Origin of the sequence: Rhodococcus sp. Z13, assembly GCF_025837095.1 — a bacterium.
Lineage (GTDB): Bacteria > Actinomycetota > Actinomycetes > Mycobacteriales > Mycobacteriaceae > Rhodococcus > Rhodococcus sacchari.
Genome location: NZ_CP107551.1, coordinates 4,491,607 through 4,511,694, shown reverse-complemented (window position 1 = coordinate 4,511,694; position 20,088 = coordinate 4,491,607). Strand labels below are relative to the sequence as shown.

Sequence of the window (20,088 nt, the reverse complement as noted above, 5' to 3'; positions counted from 1 at the left end):
CTGCTCGGTAAGGTGCAAAGACGTGAACTCCCCCACCGCGGACACCGACCGTCGTACCCGGCTCGTCGCCGGAGCCGAGGCGACTCTGCGCGATCTGTCCGACGTCCTCGCACCGCTCGGTGCGCGGTTCGCCGAGGCCGGACACGAGCTGTACCTCGTCGGCGGCAGCGTCCGTGACGCGCTGCTCGGACGGCTCGGCACCGACCTCGACTTCACCACCGACGCGCGCCCCGAGAAGGTGCAGGAGCTGCTGCGTGGCTTCGTCGACCACCAATGGGACACGGGCATCGACTTCGGCACCGTCAGCGCGGTGAAGGGACCCGAGCAGCTCGAGATCACCACCTTCCGCAGCGACGCCTACGACCGCGTGTCGCGCCACCCGATCGTCGCCTACGGCACCCGCCTCGAGGACGACCTCGTGCGCCGCGACTTCACCGTGAACGCGATGGCCGTGCGCATCGGCCCCGACGGAGCCGGCGAGTTCGTCGACCCGCTCGACGGCATGACCTCCCTGCTCGCGGGTGTGCTCGACACCCCGGCCAAGCCGGAGGACTCCTTCCACGACGACCCGCTGCGCATGCTCCGCGCGGCCCGCTTCGTCTCCCAGCTCGGTTTCTCCCTCACCGACCGCGTGCACGCGGCGATCGTCGCGATGGCCGACGAGATCCTGCGGATCAGCCCCGAACGGGTGCAGGCCGAGCTCGACAAGCTGATCCTCGGCGACTACCCGCTCGAGGGCATCGACACGATGGTCGAGACCGGTCTCGCGCAGCGGGTGATCCCCGAGATCCCCGCCATGAAGCTCGAGATCGACGAGCACCACCAGCACAAGGACGTCTACTGGCATTCGCTGACCGTGCTGAAGCAGGCCATCGACCTCGAGGACGGCGACCCCGACCTCGTGCTGCGCTGGGCCGCGCTGCTGCACGACATAGGCAAGCCCGACACCAAGCGCAACGAGCCCAAGGGCGGCGTGAGCTTCCACCACCACGAGGTGGTCGGCGCGAAGCTGGTGCGCAAGCGCATGCGCGCGCTGAAGTACTCGAAGCAGATGGTCGAGGACGTCAGCCGCCTGGTCTTCCTGCACCTGCGCTTCCACGGCTACGGCCAGGGCCAGTGGACGGACTCGGCGGTGCGCCGCTACGTGCACGACGCCGGGCCGCTGCTGCCTCGCCTGCACAAGCTGGTGCGCGCCGACTGCACGACCCGCAACAAGCGGCGCGCGGCGGCCCTGCAGGCCACCTACGACGATCTCGAGCGGCGCATCGAGCGCATCGCGGCCGAGGAGGATCTCGCCAAGGTGCGGCCCGACCTCGACGGCAACGCGATCATGGAACTCCTCGGGATCCCCGCAGGTCCGACGGTCGGCAAAGCGTGGACCTTCCTCAAGGAACTGCGGCTCGACCGCGGCCCCCTCGAACGCGAGGAGGCCGAGGCAGCCCTGCTCGAGTGGTGGGCGCAGCAGCCGAAGGAGTGAGCCTGCACCGCAGGCGGGTGGATCGAGCCTGCAAGATCGACCTCACATCGCCGTGACGGCGCCGTGAGCCAGATGTCACCGCGTGCTCACCGCGGGTGACGCCGCCGCAACACCTCTTCTCCAGCATGGACACCGGCGTAGTCGAGACGGTGTCGAGGAGATGCGGATGCAGGACGAGATCACCACGGTGAAATCCACCTGCTCCTACTGCGGGGTGGGATGCGGCATGCTCCTCGACGTCGCGGTCGATCCGGCGACCGGGCGGCGACGGGTGGTCAAGGCGTACGGCGACAAGGACCACCCCACCAACCGCGGCCGGCTGTGCACGAAGGGCGCGACCAGCGCCGAGATGCTCGTCGCAGGCGGCCGGCTCGAGACCGCCCACGTCCGTCGCGAGCGCGGCGGCACGCCGGTGCCCACGCCGGTCGACGCCGCCATCGCCGAGACCGCCCGGCGGCTGAAGGAGATCGTCGCCGAGCACGGTCCGGACGCGGTCGCCCTCTACGTGTCGGGACAGATGTCGCTCGAGGCCCAGTACCTCGCGACGAAACTCGCCAAGGGGTTCCTGCGCACCTCGCACATGGAGTCCAACTCGAGACTGTGCATGGCCGGTGCCGCGACCGGCTACAAGCAGTCGCTCGGTTCCGACGGCCCGCCCGGCTCCTACGAGGACTTCGACGAGACCGACCTGTTCTTCGTGACGGGTTCGAACATGGCCGACTGCCATCCCATCCTGTTCCTGCGGATGATGGACCGCGTCAAGGCCGGCGCGAAGCTGATCGTCGTCGACCCGCGCCGCACCGCGACCGCCGACAAGGCCGACCTGTTCATGCGCATCGCGCCGGGCACCGACCTCGCGCTGCTCAACGGTCTGCTGCACCTGATCGTCGAGAACGGGCACGTCGATCGCGCGTTCGTCGAGGAGTTCACCGACGGCTGGGAGGCGATGGAGGAGTTCCTCGCCGACTATCCCCCGCAGGTGGTCGCCGAGATCACCGGCATCCCGGAGGAGGACATCCGCACCGCCGCCCGGTGGATCGGTGAGGCCGGTAACTGGATGAGCTGCTGGACGATGGGCCTGAACCAGAGCACGCACGGCACCTGGAACACCAATGCGCTGTGCAATCTGCACCTGGCGACGGGCGCGATCTGCCGTCCCGGCAGCGGCCCGTTCTCCCTCACCGGGCAGCCCAACGCGATGGGCGGCCGCGAGATGGGCTACATGGGTCCCGGCCTGCCCGGGCAGCGCAGCGTGCTGTCCGAGGACGACCGCACGTTCGTGGAGGACCGCTGGTCGCTGCCCCGCGGCACCCTCCGCGCCGAGGGTGGTGGCGGCACCGTCGACATGTTCGCCCGGATGGCGGCGGGCGAGATCAAGGCGTGCTGGATCATCTGCACCAATCCGGTGGCGTCGGTGGCGAACCGCCGCACCGTTCTCGAGGCACTCGAGAAGGCCGAACTGGTGATCGTGCAGGACGTCTTCCTCGAGACCGAGACCGCCGCGTACGCCGACATCCTGCTGCCGGCCGCGCTGTGGGCCGAATCCGAGTACGTGACGGTCGGCTCCGACCGCACCCTCAACCTGCTGCAGCAGGCCGTCGAACCGGTCGGTGAGGCACTGCCCGACTGGCAGATCATCGCGCGGGTCGCACAGGAGATGGGCTTCGCGGAGGCCTTCGACCACTCGAGCGCCGAGGAGATCTTCGCCGAGATCACCGGTTTCTGGAACCCGCAGACCGGTTACGACCTGCGGGGCGTGTCCTACGAGCGGCTGCGGGAGGGGCCGGTGCAGTGGCCGTGCCCGCCGCAGTCCACCGCGAGCCGGCACCCGATCCGGTACGTCAACGACGGGACGAGCCGCACCCCGGTGGTGCGTGGGGCCGGCGGCCGGCCACGGCTGGCGTTCGCGACCCCCGACGGCCGGGCCCGCTTCTTCCCCCGCCCGCACGTGCCGGCCGTGGAACTGCCCGACGACGACTACCCCTTCGTCCTCGACACAGGGCGCGTGCAGCACCAGTGGCACACCCTCACCAAGACCGCCAAGGTCGACAAACTCAACAAGCTCGATCCCGGTCCGTTCGTCGAGATCGATCCGTCGGATGCGGAGCGCCTGTCGATCTCCGACGGCGATCGGGTCGAGATCGCCTCCCGGCGCGGTCGCGCGGTGCTGCCCGCCCGCGTGACCGACCGGGTGGCGCCGGGCCTGTGCTTCGCGCCCTTCCACTGGAACGACCTGTTCGGCGACGATCTCACGATCAACGCGGTGACCAACGACGCCGTCGACGCGGCGTCGCTGCAACCGGAGTTCAAGGTCTGCGCCGTGTCGCTGCGGAAGGTCGACGTCGGATCCGTTGCTGTCGAGGGTTATTCGGTTTTCTCCCGGCTCGAGTCGGCGCTGGGTCTCGAGGGCGTGCCGGCGCCGACCTTCGACGACACCGAACGCGGTTACCTGGCGGGTCTGCTCGCCGGTCTGCGTGCCGCCGATGTGGTTGCGGCACCGGTTCTTCCGTCCACCGCTCCGTTTCCCGCCGAGAAGCGGGCCTGGGTCGACGGTCTGCTCGCGGGCATGTACGCGCACACCACGGTGGTTCCCGAACCGGTTCCGGCAGAATCGATCACGACCGAGGAGACAAGCGACGGGTCGGCCGTCGTGGTGGCCTGGGCATCGCAGACCGGCAACGCCGAATCCTTCGCCGCGGTGTGTGTGCAGCGGCTCCGTGACTCCGGTCGTGCCGTCCGGCTGATCGGCCTGAACGACCTCGACGTCGCCGCGCTCGCGGAGATCGAGGAACTGGTGGTCGTCACGAGCACCTTCGGTGACGGTGACCCGCCGGACAACGGCGGTGCGTTCTGGCGGGCACTCGCTGCCGACGGTGCGCCGTCGATTCCCGGAACACGCTATGCGGTATTGGCTTTCGGTGATTCGAGTTACGACGACTTCTGCGGCTTCGGGCGCCGGGTCGACGAGCGTCTCGCCGAACTCGGTGCCACCCGCCTCACGGCGCGGGTGGACTGCGAACCCGGGGAGGACGCCGTCGCGCACGAGTGGCTCGGCACCCTCGTGCCCCTCCTGGGCGGCTCGGCGACCACCGCTGCGCCGGCGGCGGCCCTCCCCTCCCCCACCTACACCCGCAACTCGCCGCTCGTCACCCGGATCACCCGCAACACCGCACTGAGCGGACCGGGATCGGCGAAGGACGTGCGGCAGTTCGGTTTCGAGATCTTCGACCCGGCCTTCGAGTACGAGGCCGGCGATGCTCTCGGCGTCATGCCCACCAACGGTCCGGAGGCCGTCGACGAGTGGCTGCAGGTCACCGCGCTCGACCCCGAGACGGCCGTCGAACTCGGCGACTTCCCCACCGTGCCGCTGCGCGAGGCCGCGACCCGGCATCTCGACATCACCCGCGTGACGCCGGAACTGCTGCGCTTCGTCCAGAAGCAAAGCGGCAGCGACGAACTCGCGAAGCTGCTGCGACCGGGCAACAAGATGGAACTGCAGCGCTGGCTGTGGGGCCGGCAGGCGATGGACGTCATCTCCGAGTACCCCTTCAAGGCTCCCTGGGAGGACTGGAAGGGTCTGCTCACCCGGCTGCGTCCGCGCCTGTACTCGATCTCGTCGAGTCCGAAGACCGATTCCCGCGAGGTGCAGCTGACGGTGTCGGTGGTGCGCTACGAGTTCGAGGGCCGCTCCCGCGCGGGCGTGTGCTCGAGTTTCCTGGCCGACCACAGCAAGGGCGTGGACATCCCGATCTTCGTGCAGCGCAACGAACACTTCCGCCCGCCCGCCCCCGAGACCGACATGATCATGGTCGGTCCGGGTACCGGCATCGCCCCGTTCCGCGCGTTCCTCCACGACCGCCGCGAGTCCGGGCACACGGGCCGCAACTGGTTGTTCTTCGGCGACCAGCGGGAATCGACCGACTATCTCTACCGCGACGAGATCGAGTCCATGCACGCCGACGGTTTCCTCACCGAGCTGGGGCTGGCGTTCTCCCGCGACCAGCGGCAGAAGATCTACGTGCAGGACCGCATGCGCGAGCACGGCGCGCAGCTGTGGAAGTGGTTGCAGGACGGCGCCCACTTCTACGTGTGCGGCGACGCGGGTCGCATGGCCAAGGACGTCGACGTGGCGCTGCGCGAGGTGGTGCAGGCCCACGGTCGCCTCGACCGGGACGCCGCGGACGCCTACGTCGAGCAGCTCGCCGCCGAGAAGCGGTACGTGCGCGACGTCTACTGACAACTGTGGATCACTGACAGCTGTGGACAACCTTGTGGATCCGCAGATGCGGAGCTAACCTCGCCTCCATGCCATATCTGCGGGGAAAAAGGTGAGCGAGATCCGCATCCGCGACGCCGCGGAACTGCTGGGTGTCAGCGACGACACGGTGCGTCGCTGGATCGACCAGGGTCTGCTGCACGCCGGTAAGGACGCCGCCGGGCGCAAGGTCGTCGACGGCCGTGAGCTCGCCGAATTCGCCCGCGCGCAGGCCGAATCGGCCCCCGACCCGCTCGGGGTGGGAAGCTCGGCCCGCAATCGCTTCGTCGGTCTGGTCACCCGGGTGGTCTCCGATGCCGTGATGTCGCAGGTCGAGATGCAGTGCGGTCCGCACCGGGTCGTCTCCCTCATGAGCACCGAGGCCGTGCAGGAACTCGGTCTGGAACCGGGCAGTATCGGGGTCGCCGTCGTCAAGGCCACCAACGTCATCGTCGAAACCCCGGGAGGGTCCGAGTGAGGATTCGTGCCGTCGCAGCGGCCGCAGTACTGGCGTCGGTACCGGTGCTGGCCGCGTGCGGGTCGGGGGCCGACGGCGCGGACACCCTGACCGTCTTCGCCGCCGCCTCGCTGAAGGCACCGTTCACCGAGCTCGCCGAACGATTCGAGGACGCGAATCCCGGTGTGACCGTCGAACTGTCGTTCACGGGGTCGTCGGACCTCGTGGCCCAGCTCGAGCAGGGCGCACCCGGCGACGTCCTCGCGACCGCCGATACCCGCACGATGGACGCCGCCGTCGCGGCGGGTCTCGTCGCCGGTGAACCCGCCTCCTTCGCGACCAACACCCTCACGATCGTCACCGAACCCGGGAACCCGAAGAACATCCGGATGTTCGCCGATCTCACCGCCGAGGGGATCTCGGTGGTCGTGTGTGCTCCGCAGGTGCCGTGCGGTGCGGCGACCACCCGCCTCGAGGAGGCCACCGGGGTGGACATCGTTCCCGTCTCGGAGGAGTCCGCCGTGACCGATGTGCTCGGCAAGGTCACCTCGGGGCAGGCCGACGCCGGTCTCGTCTACGTCACCGATGCCGTCGGTGCCGGCGACGCCGTCACGGCCGTCGCCGTCCCCCAGGCCGCGGAGATCGTCAACGTCTATCTCGTCGCCGCCCTGGAGAATTCGCAGAGTTCCGGTCGCGCCGGGGATTTCGTGCGTTTCGTCACCGGGGCGAACGGACGTGCCGTGCTCGACGAGGCAGGTTTCGGGGCACCGTGAGCGGGCCGTCGGCGACTGGACTGCGGGCGACCGGGCTGCCGCGGTGGATCCTCGTTCCCGCCGCGGTGGCACTGCTGTTCGTCGTCGTACCCCTGCTCGCGATGGTGCTCACCGTCGACTGGGCGCACTTTCCCGCCCTCGTGACCTCCCCCGCCTCCGTCGACGCTCTCCTGCTGAGCCTGCGCACCTCCGCGGCGAGCACGGCGCTGTGTGTGCTGTTCGGTGTTCCGCTGGCCGTGATGCTGGCGCGCAGCAACTTCCCCGGGCTGTCGGTGATCCGCGGGTTCGTGCTGCTGCCGCTGGTCCTGCCTCCGGTGGTCGGTGGCATCGCCCTGCTGTACACCTTCGGCCGGCGGGGGCTGCTCGGGCAGTATCTCGACGCCCTCGGGATCCAGATCGCGTTCACCACCACCGCGGTGGTCCTCGCCCAGACGTTCGTGGCGCTGCCGTTCCTCGTGACGAGTCTCGAAGGGGCCCTGCGCACCGCCGGGTCCCGCTACGAGGACATCGCCGCGACCCTCGGAGCACGGCCCACCACCGTCTTCCGCCGCATCACGCTGCCTCTCGTGCTGCCCGGTCTCGTCTCGGGTGCGGTGCTCGCATTCGCCCGTGCCCTGGGTGAATTCGGCGCGACACTCACCTTCGCGGGCAGTCTCCAGGGCGTGACACGGACCCTGCCGCTCGAGATCTACCTGCAGCGCGAGACCGATCCGGACGCTGCGGTCGCGTTGTCGCTGGTGCTGATCGCGGTGGCGGTGGTGATCGTCGCGACGGTCCACTCGCGCCGGAAGGATCCGGTGCGGTGAGCCTGAGCGTGCGGGCCCGTGTCGCCGCCCGCGATGTGGACGTCGACCTCGAGGTGGCGGAGGGCAGTATCGTCGCGGTGCTCGGCCCCAACGGTGCCGGCAAGTCGACCCTGCTGGGTGTGGTGTCCGGCCTGCTGCGCCCCGACGAGGGGTGCGTGGAACTCGACGGTCGCGTCCTCACCGACACCGCGACCGGCCTCGCCGTGCCGCCCCACGACCGGTCGGTGGTGCTGCTCGCCCAGCAGGCACTGCTGTTCCCGCACCTGACGGTCGCCGGGAACGTCGAGTTCGCGCCGCGCAGCGCCGGACTCGGCCGCCGGGAGGCCCGCGCTCGGGCCGCCCACTGGCTGCGGGAGGTCGACGCGACGGACCTCGCAGACCGTCGCCCCCACGAACTGTCGGGTGGCCAGGCGCAGCGGGTCGCGCTCGCCCGCGCGCTCGCCGCGGACCCGCACCTGCTGCTGCTCGACGAACCGATGTCGGCTCTCGACGTCACCGCCACCCCGGTGCTGCGGGCGCTGCTGCGGCGGGTGCTGCGCGAGGCCGGCCGCACAGCCCTGCTCGTCACCCACGATCCGCTCGACGTCCTCGCCCTCGCCGACCGGGCGGTCGTGCTCGAGAACGGCCGCATCGTCGAGGACGGTCCGGCCCGGCAGGTGCTCACACGGCCGCGCAGCGCCTTCGGTGCCCGGATCGCGGGGACGAATCTCGTCACCGGCATCCTCCGCGAGGACGCTCTGGACACCGCCGACGGTCTCGTTCACGGTCGTCTCGATCCCGACTGCGCGCCGGGCCTGCCCGCCGTCGCTGTGTTCACCCCGTCCGCCGTCGCCGTCTATCCGGAGCTGCCGCACGGCAGTCCCCGCAACGCGCTGCGGGTGACGGTCGCGGAACTCGAGGCCCGGGGAGCGACGGTGCTCGTCCGTTCCACCACCGGCATCGCCGCCGAGATCACCACCGCCGCGCTGGCGGAACTGGACGTCCACCCGGGCAGCACGGTGTGGTTCGTCGTCAAGGCCACCGAGGTCGGCATCCACTCCACGGCAGTCCGATCACAGCCGCGTACGGCGCACGACGAGCACGGCGGTGAGACCGAGCAGGTAGATCACCCCACCGGCGACGACGAGGAGCGGTGACCGGCCGTCGGGGGCGATGACGAACGCCGCCGCCGCGATCGCGGTGAGGAAGGCGATGTTGAAGACGGTGTCCTGCAATGCGAAGACCTGACCGCGCCGCGCGTCGTCGATGTCGATCTGCATCGCCGCGTCGCCGGTGAGCTTGATGGTCTGCCCGGCCAGGCCGAGCAGGAACGCCGCGACGAGCAGGGTGACGGACGAGAGCGTCGTGACGAGGGTCAGTTGCACGACGGCCGCGGTGGCCACCCCTACCGTGACGGTGCCCGGCCGGCCCAGCCGCGGGATGAGGATCGGGGCGAGGACGGCCGCGAGGAGCATCCCGGCGGCGGTGCACGCCACCGCCACACCGAAACCGGCGAACCCCGCGATCACCGCGGAGTCGTCCTCGTTGGTGCGCAGGACGAGCAGCATGACGAGGGTGTCGATCCCGAACACGATGCGGTGCGTGCCGATTCCGATCATGGCGACGGTGACGCCGGGGGCTTCCAGGACGGCCCCGAGGCCGGTGCGCAGACCCGCCAGGACGGTGCGGACCACGGCGCGGGGACGTGCCCCGTCGGGACCGAGGGCGCGCTGCGCGAATCCCGCGGCGGCGACGGCACCGACGATCGATCCGCTCACTCCGAGCAGGACCGCCACCCCCGACCCGGTGTCGCCCGCTCCGACGAAGCCGATGGTCGCGACCGCCACCGCCGCCCCGGCAGCAGAGACCCCCGAACCCGCCGTGGCCAGAACGGAATTCACCGGCACGAGCCACGACTGCGACACCACGTGCGGCAGTGACGCCGACACCCCGGCGAGCACGAATCTGCTGACGCCGACGGCGGCGAGAGCGAGCAGCATGAGCGGGGTCTGCGGCCCGCCGGTGAGCAGCACCGCCGAGGTGGCGGCGATGAACGTGCCGCGCAGCAGGTTGGCCCACAGCAGCACCAGCCGGCGGTCCCAGCGGTCGAGCAGCGCCCCGGCGAACGGGCCGATCACCGAGTAGGGCAGCAGCAGCACCGCGAATCCCGCGGCGATCGCGAGCGGATCGGTGTGCCGTTCGGGGTTGAACAGGATGGCGCCGCCGAGCGCCGCCTGGAACAGGCCGTCGCCGAACTGACCGGCGAACCGCACCGTCGTCAGGCGCACGAGCCCCGGCGACCGCCGCAGGGCCGCCCCTGTCGATCGCCATGCCGGTCGCCCAGAGTTCCGCACGACTGTCGACACTATCCGGTCGTGCGGTCTCTGCCCGGTTTCAGCGGTCGCGCCACCACGCCACGGTCGCGACCGCGGCCTCGTCGAGCGGGGTGGGTGCGAGGCCGAGCGTCCGTTCGGTGTACGCCGAGTCCATGACGAACGGCGCCGTGAACTGGTAGAGCATCTCGGCCAGTTCCTCCATGTCCCGGTTCATCACGGCACCTGCCCGCACCAGCCAGGACGGGATCGTGCCCACCGCGGGGGCCGGCAGGCCCGCGGCGCGGGCGAAGGCGGCGGCGATCTCGCGTTGCGTCACGGCCGGGCCGGTGGGCGCGTGGAGCACGGAGTTCCACACCGCCGGCTCCCCCGCCGCCGCGATCATCGTCGCGGCCAGGTCGGGGACGTAGGTGAACGAGTGCGGGAGGTCGGCCGAGCCGAGCACCCGCACCTTCTTCCCGGCGAGCACGGTGGGCACCATGCGTTCCCCGGCCATGGCGTTCAGTGCCCGCGGGCCGAAGAAATCCGACGCCACGACGCTCACCGTCGGTGCGCGGTGGGCGTCGCGGGCGGCGAGGAGCTGCCGCCGGACACCACGCTTGCCGGTGGTGGCCTCGCGGGGGGAGTCCTCGGTCATGACCCGGTGCGGCTCGCTGTAGGAGTAGAGGCTCTCCGGGAAGACGACGACCGTCTTCTCGGACAGTCGTGCGGCTGCGTCGAGGACGATCTGCTCGGCGGCCGGCAGTTCGCGTGCCCACACATCGGCGCGGTAGGCGGAGCCGTGGATGCACATGTACACGGCGGTGGCGGCGGTTCCGTCCTCGTCGACGAGGGCGGCAGACAGGGCGTCGGCGTCGTTGACGTCCACCCGCAGCCGTTCGACGGCCGGGTGGTCCGGTCCGCTCCCGGAGCGAGTGAGCACCCGCACCCGATGGCCTTGTGCTGCAAGTTGTTCCGCGATGGTCCAGCCGACGGGTCCGGCACCGGCGACGACCTGGAGATCCGACATGATTCCTCGCTTCCGGGAAATGTGAGCACTGCTCTCTTTCGGTTCCGACGATCCTCTCCGGCGACGCTGTTGTCAAGAGCAGTGCTCTCTTTTGTTGACGGTGCTCACGAAAATGAGCAGAATGACCCGGCGTGACGACACCACGTGAGCGGGCCCGCGCCCGGACCATGGCCGACATCCTGCGGATCGGCCGCGAGCACCTCGCCACCCACGGCGCCGCGGCGCTGTCCCTGCGCGCAGTCGCCCGCGACCTCGGCGTCGTCTCCTCCGCCGTCTACCGCTACGTGTCGAGCCGCGACGAACTGCTCACCCTGCTCGTCGTCGACGCCTACGACGAACTCGGCGACGCCGTCGACCGGGCCGTCGACGCGGTGGACCCCGCCGACCACCGTGACCGGTTCCTCACCCTCGGACGCGCCGTGCGCACCTGGGCGCTGGCCGAACCGGCGCGCTACGGCCTGCTCTACGGCAGCCCCGTCCCCGGCTACGTAGCCCCCGCCGAACGCACCACCCCACCGGGCACCCGCGTGATCCTGCGCCTGGCCCGACTCCTGGACGACGCCCACTCCGCAGGCGCGCTGCACGACGACCTGCCACCCCTCCCCGAACTCGAGCAGCTGACCGAACCCCTCGGGCGCATCCGCTCCGAGTTCGAGCTCACCGCGCCGGATTCCGTGATCGCCCGCGGGATCTGGGCGTGGTCCGCCCTCTTCGGAGCCGTCGGATTCGAGGTCTTCGGGCAGTACGGCGCCGACACCTTCCCCGATCCCGCAATCGTCTTCGAACACCATCTCGGACTGCTTGCACACACCCTCGGGTTCCGCGATACGCGGGACCCGTCGCGGTGACAGAATGACTGACGTGGCGCAGCATCAGGAGGAACCCGAGGACCGCACCGCTCCCACGACCCCCAGGGTGCGGTCCGGGAGTCTGCTCGTCTCCGCGCCCGACCTGACCGAACCGACCTTCCGGCGCACCGTCGTCTACATCATCGAGCACACCGACGCGGGCAGCTTCGGGGTCGTGCTCAACCGCATCAGCGACACCGCCGTCGACGCGATGCTCCCGCAGTGGTCGTGGCTCGCCGCCGACCCGAAAGCCCTGTTCGTGGGCGGCCCGGTCCACCGCAGCTCCGCCTTGTGCCTCGGTACCCTCCGGATCGGCACCGACATCACGGAGGTGCCCGGCATCCGCCACGTCGACGGGCGTGTGGTGATGATCGACCTCGACGCCGATCCCGGTCACATCTCCCACTACGTCGAGGGCGTGCGCATCTTCGCGGGCTACGCCGGGTGGAGCGCCGGGCAGCTCGACGGCGAACTCCGCAACGACGACTGGATGGTGGTCTCGGCGCTGCCGTACGACGTGCTCGCGCCCCCGCACATCGACCTGTGGGCGCGGGTGCTGCGCCGCCAGCCCCTGCCCCTGGCGCTGCTGGCGACCCACCCCATCGAGGTCGAACGCAACTGAGGTCCCGTCAGCGCCGGTCCGCGAGCGTGTTGAGCGCCCCCGCGATCTCCTCGGCCCGGGTGGTCGTGACGGTCAGTTCCTGGCCGGACGCCATCGTGACGACCACGGCGGGCCCGCTGCGCGTGACCACCCCGTAGCGGCCGCGGCCCTTCGCCCGCAGACCCCAGCCGCCCCAGTCCCCGAACGGCTGCGTCTCGATCACCTTCGCACCGGTGATCTCCTCGAGCCCGTACTCCAGTGCGGTCGCCGACAGGTTCGACACCCGGATGCCGGCCTCGTCGACGATCACGGTGAAGCGCAGCAGACCGAGCACGAGCAGGGCGACGGGGACGAACAACCCGAGCGGCCACCAGCTCTTCGTACCCGCACACACGAGCAGCGCCGGAACGGCGATCAGCAGCGACAGCACCACCACGGTGCCCGTCCCGACACCGACCTGCTCGACGATCGGCAGTTCGGCGCGGCCGCGTGGCAACGCCGGGTCCGGGGCGGAGCTCGCCCGCTTGCGTTCCCGGCCGTCGCGGAGGAGCCGGCCTCCGAGCCAGCCCACGGCCGCGCCCACCCACATGCCGGCCATCGCGGTCCAGCCGGGCAGGGAGACCTGCTCGGGACCGGTCGTGTCGAGCTGGGCGCCGAGCGCGGCGAGGAACAGCACGGTGATCGTCCCCGTGACCGCCAGTCCCGTCGCGAGCATGTAGCGGCGCATCATCAGCTGTGCCTGGGCGAGCGCGGCGATCGAACAGCACCCGCCGCCGACGAGCAGGACGATCAGCGCCGCCGTCCACGCCGAGGACATCGGGGAACCGAAGGAATCGGGGGTCGTGCCCGACCAGTGGGTGGCGACCTGCTCGGGCAACCGTGGCAGCCACGAGCGGGTGAGCAGGAGCACGGTCCCGGCGCACAGCACCGGGACGATGAGTCCGAGCAGTACCCCGGCGGGATCGATTTGACGCGACGTCGTCGGCATGGCGACAGCGTAGAGGCGGGACCGGATGCGCCGCCGGACGGCGACGGGAGTGTGGGAGCGGGGACTCAGGCGGTCGGTTCGCAGGCCCCGCGCAGGCTGCACGAGCCGCAGGAGGTGCCGCAACCGGCCGTCTCGTCGGCCTTCTTCTTGGCGGCCGTTGCGACCCGCGCGCCCACGGACCCGCCGGCACCGGCGGTGAACAGGGCCGCGACCACGGTCACGACGATCGCGATGATCCCGGCGAGGGTGGGCAGGGTCAGCGACGCGACGCCACCGAGCGCGAGGAGGACCGCGGAGCCGAGCATGCTCGGGGCGGCGACCTTGTTGGCCAGCGAGAACGTGGTGTCGTCGTGCAACGACTCGGGGGTGCGCACACCGGCCCAGCGGTTGCGCGGAAGTTTGCCGGTCAGTGCCGCGACACCCACCGCGCCGACGACGAGAGCGAGCACGAAGAGCAGGACAGCGACGATCAGCACCCGACCAGGATACGCGCCGGACGGTGCCACCGGTCCGGGCGGGTGAGGGCACGTTCTACCCTGGTGGGAGCACTCAAACGCCCGGCCGAGTAGATAGTGATCACCGTGACCCGTCCCGTACAGACATCCCAGCAGGATCCCGGCAGCACCCCTCAGCATCGGTACACCGCCGAACTCGCGGGGCAGATCGAGCAGCGCTGGCAGGAGTTCTGGCACGACCACGGCACCTTCCACGCCCCCAATCCGGTGGGCGACCTCGCCGGCGACGTCCCCGCCGACAAGCTGTTCGTGCAGGACATGTTCCCCTACCCCTCGGGTTCGGGTCTGCACGTCGGCCATCCCCTCGGCTACATCGCCACCGACGTGTACGCGCGGTTCCACCGTATGCAGGGCCGAAACGTGCTGCACACCCTCGGCTACGACGCCTTCGGTCTGCCGGCCGAGCAGTACGCCGTGCAGACGGGTACGCACCCGCGCACGACCACCGAGGCCAACATCGCGAACATGAAGCGGCAGCTGGGCCGCCTCGGCCTCGGCCACGACGAGCGCCGTTCCGTCGCGACGACCGACGTCGACTTCTACCGCTGGACCCAGTGGATCTTCCTGACCATCTACAACGCCTGGTACGACCGCGAGGCCGGCCGGGCCCGCCGCATCTCCGAACTCGAGGCCGAGTTCGCCGACGGCACCCGCACCCTCGAGGACGGCCGCGACTGGGCTTCGCTGACCGACGCCGAGCGCGCCGCGGTCGTCGACTCGTACCGCCTGGTGTACCGGTCGGATTCGCTGGTGAACTGGTGCCCCGGACTGGGCACCGTCCTCGCCAACGAGGAGGTCACCGCCGAGGGTCGTTCGGAGCGCGGCAACTTCCCGGTCTTCCGGAAGAACCTGCGTCAGTGGATGATGCGGATCACCGCCTACGCCGACCGTCTCATCGACGATCTCGAGTACCTGGACTGGCCCGACAAGGTCAAGTCGATGCAGCGCAACTGGATCGGTCGGTCGCACGGCGCCCAGGTGAAGTTCGGTGTGGCGAACGATGATTCGTCCGTCATCGAGGTGTTCACCACCCGCCCCGACACCCTCTTCGGTGCCACCTACGTCACCCTCGCTCCCGAGCACGAACTCGTCGACCGGATCGTCGGCGCGGCGTGGCCGGAGGGTGTGGACGAGCGCTGGACCGGCGGTGCCGCGACCCCCGCGGAGGCCGTCGCCGCCTACCGTGCGTCGATCGCCGCCAAGTCCGATCTCGAGCGGCAGGAGTCGAAGGAGAAGACCGGTGTGTTCCTCGGCGCCTACGCCGTGAACCCGGTCAACGGTGAGCAGCTGCCGATCTTCATCGCCGACTACGTCCTCACCGGCTACGGCACCGGTGCGATCATGGCCGTGCCCGCCCACGACCAGCGCGACTGGGAGTTCGCGACCGCCTTCGGCCTGCCGATCAAGGAGGTCATCTCCGGCGGCGACATCACCGAGGAGGCCTACACCGGCGACGGTGTGCTGGTGAACTCCGGCCTGCTCGACGGTCTCGACGTCGCGGCGGCGAAGAAGACCATCGTCGCGAAGCTCGAGGAGGAGGGCACCGGCCGCGGCACCATCCAGTACAAGCTGCGCGACTGGCTGTTCGCGCGTCAGCGCTACTGGGGTGAGCCCTTCCCGATCGTCTACGACGAGCAGGGGCACGCCCACGCCCTTCCGGAGTCCGCTCTGCCCGTGGAGCTTCCGGAGGTCGAGGACTACGCGCCGGTCTCCTTCGACCCCGACGACTCCGACTCCGAGCCGTCGCCGCCGTTGGCGAAGGCCACCGATTGGGTGAACGTCGAGCTCGATCTCGGTGACGGCCTCAAGCGCTACACGCGCGACACGAACGTCATGCCGCAGTGGGCCGGCAGCTCCTGGTACCAGTTGCGCTATATCGACCCGACCAACTCGGATGCGTTCTGCGACAAGGAGAACGAGGCCTACTGGACCGGTCCGCGGCCGGATGTGCACGGCCCGAACGATCCGGGTGGTGTCGACCTGTACGTCGGCGGTGTCGAGCACGCGGTGCTGCACCTGCTGTACGCGCGGTTCTGGCACAAGGTGCTCTTCGACCTCGGCTACGTCACCTCCTCGGAGCCGTACCGCCGCCTGTTCAACCAGGGCTACATCCAGGCCTACGCCTACACCGACGCACGCGGTGTGTACGTCCCCGCCGACGAGGTCGTCGAGCGCGACGGCAAGTTCTTCTGGACCGGCCCGGACGGTGAGCAGGAGGTCAACCGCGAGTACGGGAAGATGGGCAAGTCCCTGAAGAACTCCGTCGGCCCGGACCAGATCTGCGACGACTACGGCGCCGACACCCTCCGCGTCTACGAGATGTCGATGGGCCCGCTCGACCAGTCGCGTCCGTGGGCGACCAAGGACGTCGTCGGTGCGCAGCGCTTCCTGCAGCGCGTGTGGCGTCTCGTGGTCGACGAGGAGAACGGCGACCTGCGCGTCACCGAGGACACCCCGAGCGACGACACCCTGCGCACGCTGAACAGGACGGTCGCCGGTGTGTCCGACGACTTCGCGCACCTGCGTGACAACACGGCGATCGCGAAGCTCATCGAGTACACCAACCACCTGACGAAGAACTACTCGTCGGGTGCGCCGCGCAGCGCCGTCGAGCCGCTCGTGCTGATGCTCGCTCCGGTGGCGCCGCACCTCGCCGAGGAACTGTGGTCGCGTCTCGGCCACACCGAGTCGCTCGCCCACGGCCCGTTCCCGGTGGCCGACGAGAAGTGGCTCGTCGAGGACAGCGTCGAGTACCCGATCCAGGTCAACGGCAAGGTCCGCAGCCGCGTCACCGTGCCGGCCGACGCCGCCCCGGACGCCATCGAGGCCGCCGCGCTCGCCGACGAGAAGATCGTCGAACTGCTCGGCGGTGCCGCACCCCGCAAGGTGATCGTGGTGCCCGGCAAGATGATCAACATCGTCAAGTAGCGACCCGTACGCACGAGACCCCGGTGCCGATCCCGGCACCGGGGTCTCGTCGTCTCACGGCCTCGCGTGGGTCAGGGATGCTTGTGCTCGATCTTCTCGAACTCGGCGACGTCGCCCGCGTCGTGAGCGCGCTCCTCCGCTTCCTTCGCCTCGAGCTGTTTGGCGACGGCGTCCTTGAGCGAGATCTTCTCCGGCTCCTCGGTCTGCTCGGACTTCTGCGGTGCCGGCTTCTTCGGCTCGACCTTCGAGGGAGCGGCCTTCGCGGGCGCGATCCTCTCGGGCGCGACCTTCGCGGGCGGGGTCTTCTCCTCCTCGGCGTGGCGCGCCTCCCGCTCCGCGGTGGCCTGTGCGCCGATCTTCTCGGCACGCCGCACGGCGTCGGCCTGCTCGGTGATCAGGGCGCCGCGGGTCGCGATCGCGGGGTCGTCGAGGACGCTGCCGACGATGCCGTCGAGCATGCCGAGTCCCCGCTCGTACATCAGGCGCGGCGGCGCGTCGGCAGGCAGGAAACGCAGCTGCTGCTCGATGAACCCGAGGGGAAACCGAGCGATCTTGTACTGCAGCCGCAGGACACTCTTCGGCAGAGTGGTCAGGTTCATGGGCGTGTCTCCCGATTCTGTGAGGCTCTGTGCGGGGTAACCGCGGGCGGCGGTTTTCAATCCCGAGCGGGGTCCGCTCCTCGATCCCGAGCGGGGTCCGCTCCTCGATCCCGAGCGGGGTCCGCTCCTCGATCCCGAGCGGGGTCCGCTCCTCGCTCTCCGCGCGGAGCCTGCTCCTCGGGAGCCGCGAGGCGGGGAAGGTGGGCGCCGACGAAGTCCACGACGTCGTCGAGGACCCGGTCCCGGTCGATCTCGTTGAAGATCTCGTGCCGCGCCTGCGGGTAGATCTTCGACGACGAGTCCGGGCCCGCGAGCGTCTCCCATCCGGAGGCCGTCCCGTCGAGCGGCACCAACCGGTCGTCCTCGCCGTGCAGCCACAGCACCGGCACCGAGTCGATCGGCCCGGCCTCGGTGATCGTCTCCAGGCATTTCTTCAGCGCCTGCACGGTGGGCCGCTTGAACGGGCCGTGCCAGACCAGGGCGTCCTCGACGTAGGCCCGGCCCACCTCCGGGTCCCGGGAGAGCGTCGACGGGTCGATCGGGGTGTCCGGGATCTCCTCCGCCGCGAGCAGAGCGTCGACGGCGGCCCAGCGGCCGAGCACCGGTCCGGACAGCACCACCGCGGTGAGTTCGGAGCCGTAGCGCTGGGCGTAGCGGGCGGCGATCATCCCGCCCATCGAGTGGCCGACGAGGACGACGGGGGTGGCGGGATCGTCGCGGCGGGCGGTCAGATCGAGGAGGCGGAAGTCCTCGACCACCCTCTCGAAGTCGTCGATCAGGACCCGTTCACCGTCGCTGAGCCCGTGCCCCACGTGGTCCATCGCGTAGACGACGGCGCCGTCGGCGACCAGGCGGGAGGCGACGTATTCGTACCGGCCGGAGTGTTCGCCGTAGCCGTGACACAGCAGGGCGAGGTAACGCGGCGTGCCCCGGCCCCACTTCCGTGCGGCGAGGGCGCCGGCATGGCCGTCGAGGGTGAAGGCGACAGGTTCGGACATCGATGCTCCCCTGCTTGTCGTGGTGATCGCTGCCATCGTCCCCCCTCCTGCGTCGTCCGGGAGCGGGAATCGCGGGTGCGGCCGCGCGGATCGTCCACTAGCGTCGAAATGGAACGTGTTTCAATCATGGTCGAGCGAAGGGGTACCGCCATGGCACCGAGCAGGGACGCGATCCGCGCCACCGTCGAGGGATACGTGAAGGCGGTGGCGACCGGCACCGTCGACGACGTGCTCGCCCTCTACGCCCCGGGCGCGACGGTCGAGGACCCCGTGGGCACCCCGGTCCGTACCACCGAGGCCGAGCTGCGCGAGTTCTACGGCGCCGTCGAACCACTCGCCCAGACCGGTGAGGTGCTCACCCTCAAGATCGCGGAGAACTCCGCCGCCTTCCTGTTCCGCCTGGTCACGCACCTCGGCGAACAGGACCTGCTCATGGAGGTGGTCGACGTGATGACCTTCGACGACGACGCGCGCATCACCAGCATGAAGGCCTACTGGAGCCAGGAGGACATGGTCACGGTGTCGGTCTCGCGATGACGACCCGCGCCGTCGAGGTCGATGGTTTCACGTGGAACATTCACGATCGCGGGGACGGACCCGCGGTGGTGATGTGCCACGGCTTCCCCGGCCTCGGCTACAGCTACCGGCACCAGATCCCACCGCTCGTCGCCGCCGGCTACCGGGCGATCGCCCCCGACATGCCGGGCTACGGCGGCACCGACCGGCCGGAAACGATCGAGGAGTACACGAGCGTCGCGGTCGCCGACCGGCTCGTCCGCCTGCTCGACGCACTCGGCGTCGACCGCGCCGTGATCGTCGGCCACGACTTCGGGGCGCCCGTCGCGTGGACCACCGGGTTGCGGCATCCCGACCGCGTCGCCGGGGTCGTCCTGCTCGCGGTGCCCTATTCCCCCGACCGGATGCCGGCGCGGCCGAGCGAACTCTTCCGCGCCCTCGCCCGCAGGCACTTCCTGCACCTGCACTACTTCCAGGAACCGGGGATCGCGGAGGCGGAACTGGACGGCCGGCCCCGCGAATTCCTGCAGCGGTTGTTCTTCGCGCTCTCGGGCGGCTACCGATACCTCGACGTGTGGCAGCACCCGTCCGAGGGACGTGGCTACCTCGATGTGCTGCCCGAGGCACCGGACCTGCCGTGGAACTGGCTGACCGAGCAGGAACTCGACCGGTACACCGCCGAGTTCGCGCGCACCGGCTTCGGCGGGGGCCTGTCCTGGTACCGGGCCTACGACGCGAACTGGGAGGCGACGCTCCCCTACGAGGGCTCGCACCTGCAGGTACCCACGATGTTCGTGGCGGGCGACCGGGATCCGGTGGTCGCGATGTCCGGGTCGGCGGCGCTCGACCGCATGCGCGAAACCGTCCCCGATCTGCGGGGTGTGCACCTCCTCGAGGGGGTGGGGCATTTCGTGCAGATGGAACGCAGCGCCGCGCTGAACGGCCTCCTGCTGCCCTTCACCGCCGACGTCCTGCCCACGAAAAGAACTGCGGAACAGCCATAACG

At 70.2% G+C, this 20,088-nt stretch carries 17 protein-coding genes; 11 read left to right on the top strand and 6 right to left on the bottom strand.

Annotation, left to right across the window (positions count from 1 at the left end):
* The first annotated feature begins 22 nt into the window (after window positions 1-22).
* The 6 genes from OED52_RS20640 to OED52_RS20615 all read left to right on the top strand — a co-directional run bounded on the left by OED52_RS20640 (window position 23) and on the right by OED52_RS20615 (window position 8,904).
* Window positions 23-1,477, top strand: a complete 1,455-nt coding sequence (locus OED52_RS20640) for a CCA tRNA nucleotidyltransferase (protein ID WP_264152675.1) — start codon at window positions 23-25, stop codon at window positions 1,475-1,477.
* 166 nt (window positions 1,478-1,643) lie between these two features.
* Window positions 1,644-5,714: a bifunctional nitrate reductase/sulfite reductase flavoprotein subunit alpha gene (locus OED52_RS20635; RefSeq protein ID WP_264152674.1), complete on the top strand. Its 4,071-nt coding sequence runs from the start codon at window positions 1,644-1,646 to the stop codon at window positions 5,712-5,714.
* 91 nt (window positions 5,715-5,805) lie between these two features.
* Complete coding sequence (locus OED52_RS20630; RefSeq protein WP_264152673.1) at window positions 5,806-6,210, top strand: TOBE domain-containing protein; 405 nt, start codon at window positions 5,806-5,808, stop codon at window positions 6,208-6,210.
* 2 nt (window positions 6,211-6,212) lie between these two features.
* Complete coding sequence (gene modA, locus OED52_RS20625; protein WP_413247777.1) at window positions 6,213-6,962, top strand: molybdate ABC transporter substrate-binding protein; 750 nt, start codon at window positions 6,213-6,215, stop codon at window positions 6,960-6,962.
* Between the two features lie 20 nt (window positions 6,963-6,982).
* Window positions 6,983-7,768, top strand: a complete 786-nt coding sequence (locus tag OED52_RS20620; RefSeq protein WP_264154787.1) for an ABC transporter permease — start codon at window positions 6,983-6,985, stop codon at window positions 7,766-7,768.
* A complete protein-coding gene (locus OED52_RS20615; RefSeq protein ID WP_264152672.1) occupies window positions 7,765-8,904 on the top strand; it encodes a sulfate/molybdate ABC transporter ATP-binding protein in 1,140 nt (379 codons plus the stop codon). The genes OED52_RS20620 and OED52_RS20615 overlap by 4 nt, the downstream gene beginning before the upstream one ends.
* Here OED52_RS20615 and OED52_RS20610 read toward each other — a convergent pair.
* Both OED52_RS20610 and OED52_RS20605 read right to left on the bottom strand, forming a co-directional pair.
* Window positions 8,821-10,101, bottom strand: coding sequence for an MFS transporter (locus tag OED52_RS20610; RefSeq protein WP_264152671.1), 1,281 nt, complete (start codon window positions 10,099-10,101; stop codon window positions 8,821-8,823). The genes OED52_RS20615 and OED52_RS20610 overlap by 84 nt on opposite strands.
* A gap of 40 nt (window positions 10,102-10,141) precedes the next feature.
* The gene (locus OED52_RS20605) at window positions 10,142-11,089 is read right to left on the bottom strand and encodes an NAD-dependent epimerase/dehydratase family protein (protein ID WP_264152670.1); all 948 of its coding nucleotides are present in this window, start codon (window positions 11,087-11,089) and stop codon (window positions 10,142-10,144) included.
* Window positions 11,090-11,256: 167 nt separating this feature from the next.
* Between OED52_RS20605 and OED52_RS20600 the strand changes: the two genes are divergently transcribed.
* Entirely contained in the window at window positions 11,257-11,937 is a 681-nt protein-coding gene (locus OED52_RS20600; protein ID WP_264154786.1) for a TetR/AcrR family transcriptional regulator, read from the top strand.
* A 4-nt stretch (window positions 11,938-11,941) separates the two neighbouring features.
* On the top strand, window positions 11,942-12,559 hold the full coding sequence (locus OED52_RS20595; protein WP_264152669.1) for a YqgE/AlgH family protein: 618 nt from the start codon (window positions 11,942-11,944) through the stop codon (window positions 12,557-12,559).
* Window positions 12,560-12,566: 7 nt separating this feature from the next.
* On the opposite strand, the gene OED52_RS20590 is transcribed toward OED52_RS20595, so the two are convergent.
* Window positions 12,567-13,526: a DUF1648 domain-containing protein gene (locus OED52_RS20590; RefSeq protein WP_264152668.1), complete on the bottom strand. Its 960-nt coding sequence runs from the start codon at window positions 13,524-13,526 to the stop codon at window positions 12,567-12,569.
* Between the two features lie 65 nt (window positions 13,527-13,591).
* Window positions 13,592-14,002, bottom strand: a complete 411-nt coding sequence (locus OED52_RS20585) for an SdpI family protein (RefSeq protein ID WP_264152667.1) — start codon at window positions 14,000-14,002, stop codon at window positions 13,592-13,594.
* 105 nt (window positions 14,003-14,107) lie between these two features.
* Between OED52_RS20585 and leuS the strand changes: the two genes are divergently transcribed.
* Window positions 14,108-16,969, top strand: a complete 2,862-nt coding sequence (gene leuS, locus OED52_RS20580) for a leucine--tRNA ligase (protein WP_413247693.1) — start codon at window positions 14,108-14,110, stop codon at window positions 16,967-16,969.
* Window positions 16,970-17,040: 71 nt separating this feature from the next.
* Here the strand turns inward: leuS and OED52_RS20575 are convergent, their stop codons facing one another.
* Window positions 17,041-17,568: an IF2 family translation initiation factor gene (locus OED52_RS20575; RefSeq protein ID WP_264152665.1), complete on the bottom strand. Its 528-nt coding sequence runs from the start codon at window positions 17,566-17,568 to the stop codon at window positions 17,041-17,043.
* A gap of 56 nt (window positions 17,569-17,624) precedes the next feature.
* Complete coding sequence (locus OED52_RS20570; protein WP_264152664.1) at window positions 17,625-18,566, bottom strand: alpha/beta hydrolase; 942 nt, start codon at window positions 18,564-18,566, stop codon at window positions 17,625-17,627.
* Between the two features lie 150 nt (window positions 18,567-18,716).
* Between OED52_RS20570 and OED52_RS20565 the strand changes: the two genes are divergently transcribed.
* Window positions 18,717-19,103: a nuclear transport factor 2 family protein gene (locus tag OED52_RS20565; RefSeq protein WP_264152663.1), complete on the top strand. Its 387-nt coding sequence runs from the start codon at window positions 18,717-18,719 to the stop codon at window positions 19,101-19,103.
* The gene (locus OED52_RS20560) at window positions 19,100-20,086 is read left to right on the top strand and encodes an alpha/beta fold hydrolase (RefSeq protein WP_264152662.1); all 987 of its coding nucleotides are present in this window, start codon (window positions 19,100-19,102) and stop codon (window positions 20,084-20,086) included. Before OED52_RS20565 ends, OED52_RS20560 begins: the two co-directional genes overlap by 4 nt.
* Window positions 20,087-20,088: the final 2 nt, after the last annotated feature.

Coding starts and splice junctions, on each gene's coding strand:
- OED52_RS20595 (WP_264152669.1), top strand. CDS start 11,942: ATGACTGACGTGGCGCAGCATCAGGAGGAACCCGAGGACCGCACCGCT.
- OED52_RS20590 (WP_264152668.1), bottom strand. CDS start 13,526: ATGCCGACGACGTCGCGTCAAATCGATCCCGCCGGGGTACTGCTCGGA.
- OED52_RS20560 (WP_264152662.1), top strand. CDS start 19,100: ATGACGACCCGCGCCGTCGAGGTCGATGGTTTCACGTGGAACATTCAC.
- OED52_RS20635 (WP_264152674.1), top strand. CDS start 1,644: ATGCAGGACGAGATCACCACGGTGAAATCCACCTGCTCCTACTGCGGG.
- OED52_RS20565 (WP_264152663.1), top strand. CDS start 18,717: ATGGCACCGAGCAGGGACGCGATCCGCGCCACCGTCGAGGGATACGTG.
- OED52_RS20605 (WP_264152670.1), bottom strand. CDS start 11,089: ATGTCGGATCTCCAGGTCGTCGCCGGTGCCGGACCCGTCGGCTGGACC.
- OED52_RS20600 (WP_264154786.1), top strand. CDS start 11,257: ATGGCCGACATCCTGCGGATCGGCCGCGAGCACCTCGCCACCCACGGC.
- OED52_RS20570 (WP_264152664.1), bottom strand. CDS start 18,566: ATGTCCGAACCTGTCGCCTTCACCCTCGACGGCCATGCCGGCGCCCTC.
- OED52_RS20575 (WP_264152665.1), bottom strand. CDS start 17,568: ATGAACCTGACCACTCTGCCGAAGAGTGTCCTGCGGCTGCAGTACAAG.